Genomic DNA, 6496 nt, shown 5'->3' with positions numbered 1-6496 from the left:
TTTGTGTGGTAACTTTATTTTACACGAAAATTCATAATGAGTTTTTTATTTTTCTAGGTGTCGCACTTCATTATACAATCCATCATTTTATAATACAAACAAAATCTTCTTCATCTACTATAATTTTTTGTAACTCTAACTTTAATTTCATTAATTTTGATGGTGTTATTTCTCCTCTAAATACTGAGTTTTGAAAATGCGATAAATATTTTTTACATATCTTAAATACTTTCTGTACTCTCTTTTCATTTACATCATAAAATAAAAAAGCATAATTATAATTTATTTTTTTACTCATTCATCAATACCCTGCTTTCAATGAATATGGTATAAATTCTTTATCTTCCATAATAAATTTTATTAACTTATAACAATCTATCTTTATCATTGAATGATATGATGTCTTTTTCTTTAATTTGGGATGTTGCACTACCATTTCCATACGATTTTGAAAAGCTTTTAAAAATATGTTTCTACCTTCTTCATTTAATATGCAATAATTTACTTTTCTCTCAAAATGATTTTCTACTTTTATTTTTCTATTATTCACTAAATCAAAAATAGTTTTAAATACAATAACAGGTTTAAAAACTTCACTTATATCTAAACTTAAAGAAAATCTTCCTTCTGAAGGCTCATGCAAAAAACTTATTCGTTGATCTAAATGTGTTCTGTAAATAGCTGATATTGTCTTTGTATATAATAAAGTATTGCCAAAAGATATCAATGCATTTATAGGATTATCTGGTGGTCTTTTTACTCGTTTGTTCATAACAAAATCTTCAGGTAAAAAATATTTAAATGTGCTATAAAATCTAAGCCATAAATCGCCTTCAAAAGCCATTAACTCTGGTATAGATTTTACTTCATTTACAGCTGAATAAAATTGTGTTTTTATCCAATCTAATACTTCTTTTACCTCTTTTTTATCATGCTTATAATAGTGATACAACACTTCATAAATATTAATACCAATTCCTTTTACAATCGCTCTTGCTACAGTCAAACGATCTGTTTTAAATTTATTAACTTGCTTCACTAACAATTTTCCGCTCATATATTTTTTTCTTGGATAAAAAGTGCCACTATAATTGCCATAATAATTAAAGAAATGAACTATTATATTTTTCTGTGCCAAAAAATCCAATAATTTACTATTGATACTCACTTCATTAAAACAATAAATTTCTTTAATATTTTCTACAGGAATATATACATGTTTTTTCTCATTTTTAAAACATAAAGAATTATCTTTTCGACTCAATTCACCCATAGATGCAATACACTTTGTACTACCCATAATATCACGTCTTTCTCCGAACAAAAATTTTAAATATAACAATACTCATAATAAGCACATTTTTTACAACTGCTTTTACCTAAAACTGGTGGTACTTCATCACATTTTAGTAATTCATCAATGGCTTTTACATATTTTTTTAACATAATTTCTATCTCTGGAGTTAATTCTAAAATCATCGTCTTCTTAATAGTCTTTTTCTTTTCAATAAATTCTAATTTTCCTTTCCGCACAATTCCTTTATCTTTTAATATCTTCAAATACAATAGTAATTGCCATTTACAAGCTTCAATATCTGCATCAGATTTTTTAACTTCTGTCAAATATTCTTTAGTTAATTTATCTAATTTAATATTATCTAAGGCTATTTCTGTATTTTCATTATCCGCTCGTTCTTCATGAAGAATTTTACCTATATTTACCGTTTCACTATTATCTTCTAAATTTATCCGATTTCCAAATAAATAACATTGTCTAGGACAATGAATATAATAATTCATCAAAGTTCCGTTCACTTTCATTTTTGATACCTTCTTTATCTCATATAAAATCTATACCTCCCACACCTTGTAACAGCTCTCTATTAAATTTATCTTTTTTAAAATATTTATCACCATCTTCTATATAAATTATGTTGCCCATTTTATCATTATATTCTTTTAACTCTAAGTTTGATTTATTAACTTGATATATAAAATAATTCATTTTACTTGTTATTATAGACATTTTTACTTTCCACTCTGCATAATCCATAGAATTTTTCATTTTCCATAAATTTACATATTGCTTCCAAATCTCTTTACCATCTATCAAATCACCATTAATATCTACAATTTTTCTAGCTAAATAAACCTGTACTATATTTTTATCTTCATCAATCAATTTCATATGTTTATCTATATATTCATAGTTTAAATCAGCTATAGATCCTAAAAAATCTTTAATATAGGCTTTATTATTATTTTTAGTTACATCTAAAATCTTATTATAATAATCACCAAAATTTTTATTAATAAGAATTTCTCTCATATTTTCTTCTTCTAACGTAAATTCACTATCTACTCTAATATCATTTTTATAGATATCTTTAGCATCATCAATTTGAAAAAAATATGTTATTCCTTTCCTTTTGCATGAACGATTTATTCTACCTATAAATTGTTCTTCACTATCTAATTTAGATATATTTTTATAACCAATATCCATATCTATATCTACACCAGCTTCAATAACTTGTGTTGCTACTAAAACTATAGTATCTTCTGTTTGCTTTATTTTATCCAAAATTCTTTTACGTTCAGCTAAACTATCATCTCCAGATAAATACTCAATTTTTATATTTTTTTCTCTAAAGTATTCATCTTCTACTAGATATAACCAAAAGTCATTAGCTGTTCGTTTTTTTATAAATTCAATTAAAATCTTTTTATCTGTATCTAAATGTTGTTTTAAATGCTCTTTTAATTGATTAAATTTATCATCAACTTTAGTATCTAATAAATCATAATTCAACTGAACACGATTTTTGAAACAATCTGTTTTAAAAAATTTATTAGAATTCTTTAGTAAAAATATTGCCTCTGATTGACCTTGAGATAATCTATCTAAATTAGGCAATGTAGCTGACATAATAATAATTTTCATATTAAATAAATTAGACAATTGTTTTAAAAAGTATATTATTTCTGTCCATATACTATTTTTATAACTTTGAATTTCATCTAATACTATTACACTATTTATTAACTGATAAAAACCGAATAAATTTTGTTGACTTTCTCCAAATATAGTATTAAATAAACTAACATGTGTTGATAAAATCATAGGATAATTCAAAAATTGCCTGTCTAACAAAGATTGTCTATAAACATTTTTTTCGTTATTCTCATCAGGTTCATCATTTTCAGATATTATATTTCCTTTACAATCTACATGTTTTAATTTTATTGGTGTTAATGAATTTATTACAGCAATTTTTGAAATAATATTCTCTTTCTTTCCAAAAATATTTTCTAACGTATCTAAATTTTGTTCTACTAAAGTATTAAAAGGATAAATCCAAAAAATCTTACATAAATCTCTATTCCAAGACATCAATTTAAAACTTAAATTCATTGCTGTATTACTTTTACCACTACCTGTTGGAGCCTCTAAATAAAATATATTTTCTTGATAACTATTTTTTATTTGTTCTTCAGCTTCACAAAAAATTTCACTACGTAATATATTTATATTTGTAGCTTTATTTAAATTCTCCATAGACATAGGATAACTTTCATTTTGATATTTACGAATATTTTTCATTAAATCTGTATTTTCATAAACATTTATCCAATCTTGAATATTATTTAAATCATCAACTTCATTAAAAGAGCCACCATTCATAAATTCCGAAGTGGCATAATAATCACTTGCTACTAATAAAGAATATAACCATCTTATATAGATACAAATATATATCCCTTGTTTTTCACTACGCCTCTTATCATTTTTATTAATAAACTTTTTATCTTCAAATGATGCAATCAGATTATCTGTACTACCCTTCTTTAAAGATAAATCTTTCATATATATTTTACTTTTAGTTATAGCCTCTATTAATTTACTAATAGGTAACTCTTTAATTGCTTGTTCAGTATCAGGATTTGCCTTAAAATTAATCTTTCCAACAAATTTGCCAATTTTATCTATATCACTATGATGTCTTTCTATAATATAAGCATGATACAATATAAATTCTTTAAGTAAATCTTTTATTTTTCTTCCTTTTACTTTATTTACTATTTTATTTCTAAAATAAGATAAATATATTATCGCTGAAATAAAAGAATGTTTTGTTTCTATAAAATTTTCATCTCTAATAATTTCTTTATTACCCATTTTTTCAATTTGAAAATTAGGATTTATTTTTCCCAAATCATGAAAAATAGGAATAGCCTCTATCATTTCTTTTAATATAATCTTAGCTTCTTCTATATCTTTTTTCTTTATCATTTTGTCTTGCCATAAAGCACTACAAAATCTATCTAAAATATCATCACATTTTTTCGATTGCCAAAATTTATCAAAATATTTTTCTGTTCTTTTTGTATGTTCTAGCAAAGTTTCATATATTTGTTCTCCCTTTTCATCTTTTTCATTTTTAGATTTTTTATGTGCTTTATACTTATCTACATCATCTATTAACTCATTTAGAATTTTATAATCCACCTAAATCACCTTCTAACTAACAAAATTTACAACATTTGTTTCTATTAATCAGCCATATCTACTTATTTAATAAAATATAATATATTTATCTTCTATTTGTTCTTCCTCATTCTTATCTTGTATATGATATACTTTTCTATCATTATTTAATTCTATCAAATTTCCAGTATATACAAATCTTTGAAATTTATAATTATTTGTTATCTCATTGATAGTATACGGCAAAGCTTCTTCATATTTAAAATTTCCCTTAGATGTAGGCTTTCCTTGAAATTTCCAATCCTCTAAATCTTCTTCTTCTAAATTTAATATATCTACATCACTATTAAAGACAAAACTATCTATTCTATACATTTCATCCTCTATAGTTTTAGCTTCTTCTACACCTAAATACTCGATATCTGCAAAATGATCATTTGTCCCTAAATATGGATAAAATTCACATTTATGATTTTGTATAGCCTCTTTGATTTTTTTAGCTTCCTCACAATCTAACAAAATGCAAATTTCCCACTTAGGATTTTCAAGCCATTGTTCTTTTACTATCAAGTTTCCGCCCTGTTCTTTAGAAGCATAACCAACAGAATTATTAAATATCTGTATTTTTTTAGAGATAATACCTTTATTATTTAAAGGCAAAATAGCAATCTTCAAATCTTTTAGTTTCTCATAGAATTCAGGATACGATGATTCTAATTTTCCTTTTTTCTTTTTATTAAACAAAATATCTTGCATTTGGCTATAACCTTTATATCCTAAGATAGCTCCTAAAATGCCTAATAAAGCCACTCTATGAATATTGCCATACGTAAAATAACAATACGTATTCACTTCAGGCTTTTTAAAAAAAGCACTCTTTCCACTGAGTTTAAATTTTAAAATTTCCATTTATTGCACCTCTTTAGAGGTTATGATATTAAAGTATTTAGCAAATTTCATATCTTTATTTTCTAATTTTGTAGTATATGGATTGTAATAAATTTCTACAGATTTAATCTGCTGACTCATATCATTTAATATATCCGCCAAATTTTTTAAATCTATAACATTAATATTTTTATCTTTAATATCTTTAAGGTCTTTATCTTCAATGTCTTTATTTTCTTCATCTTCATCCTTTGAAAAAGTTACATATTCAGATAAATTAGGTAAATAAGTATCACTTTGCGTTTCTACAAAAACAGCAAATTCATTTTCGCAGCCCACTTTAGAATTTGTTGCAAATGCTGTGGCAGATACTAATGCTGTACGCTTAAAATTTTGATAATCTTCTTCTGTATAACCTTCTGTAACACCTAAATCTACTAATTCTTTATAAGCAAGTGGATTAATTACAAATGGATAAAAATAATGTGCTTCATTACTTGTTATTTTTGTACCTAATGTAGAATTTTGAGCATCTTTTACTTCAATATCATCTTCTGATAAATTATTCGCCTTAGCTTTTGCTTTTGCTTTTACTTCATTTTTCTCTTTTGCTTTTGCATCTTTAAATGGAGATAAAATATCTTGTTCTTCTGCATTAGTATCAATATATTTATTAAAGCCTTGACCAATTTGTACTGCACCAGTAATGGCAATATTACAGCCAGCTTCCGCAAAAGTTGCACCAAAATTTTTTACATCTACTGCTGTCATTAAATTAGTCAAAACCTTTTTTACATCTTTTAAATCATCTTCACCAAATAATAATTCATAACGTTCTTTTAAAGTTCTAGGTGTTAAACTAATAGAACCATCTTTTCCTTTTTCTCCAAATGCTAATGATTTAATATATAAAACATTTTGTTCTTCATTATCCCACATCTTTTTCATTGGATATTTTAATGCCTTATCACTGCCAAATACATTACCATCACTTGTTGATTTTGGATAACCTGAAAAATCTGCATTCCAATTTCCCATAATTGAAGAAATACCCAATATACCATATACTCGTTTATTCATAGTTTTATTTTCCATTTTTATATCCTCCTAAAATTATAT

At 24.7% G+C, this 6496-nt stretch carries 6 protein-coding genes; all 6 read right to left on the bottom strand.

The window, feature by feature from the left end; genetic code table 11:
* Positions 1–82 precede the first annotated feature (82 nt).
* On the bottom strand, positions 83–298 hold the full coding sequence (cas2, locus tag AC5LAX_RS02585) for a CRISPR-associated endonuclease Cas2 (protein ID WP_288908887.1): 216 nt from the start codon (positions 296–298) through the stop codon (positions 83–85).
* A 3-nt stretch (positions 299–301) separates the two neighbouring features.
* Complete coding sequence (cas1b, locus tag AC5LAX_RS02580; protein WP_115152394.1) at positions 302–1300, bottom strand: type I-B CRISPR-associated endonuclease Cas1b; 999 nt, start codon at positions 1298–1300, stop codon at positions 302–304.
* 29 nt (positions 1301–1329) lie between these two features.
* A complete protein-coding gene (locus AC5LAX_RS02575) occupies positions 1330–1821 on the bottom strand; it encodes a CRISPR-associated protein Cas4 (RefSeq protein ID WP_117584954.1) in 492 nt (163 codons plus the stop codon).
* 19 nt (positions 1822–1840) lie between these two features.
* Positions 1841–4510, bottom strand: coding sequence for a CRISPR-associated helicase Cas3' (gene cas3 / locus AC5LAX_RS02570; protein WP_288908886.1), 2670 nt, complete (start codon positions 4508–4510; stop codon positions 1841–1843).
* A 66-nt stretch (positions 4511–4576) separates the two neighbouring features.
* The gene (cas5b, locus tag AC5LAX_RS02565) at positions 4577–5398 is read right to left on the bottom strand and encodes a type I-B CRISPR-associated protein Cas5b (protein ID WP_288908884.1); all 822 of its coding nucleotides are present in this window, start codon (positions 5396–5398) and stop codon (positions 4577–4579) included.
* A complete protein-coding gene (locus AC5LAX_RS02560; RefSeq protein ID WP_288908883.1) occupies positions 5399–6472 on the bottom strand; it encodes a type I CRISPR-associated protein Cas7 in 1074 nt (357 codons plus the stop codon).
* Between the last annotated feature and the right edge of the window lie 24 nt (positions 6473–6496).

The sequence above is a fragment of the Megamonas sp. genome (genome assembly GCF_986095205.1).
Note: the sequence above shows the minus strand (reverse complement) of the source record. Positions and strands in the feature narration are given on the sequence as shown.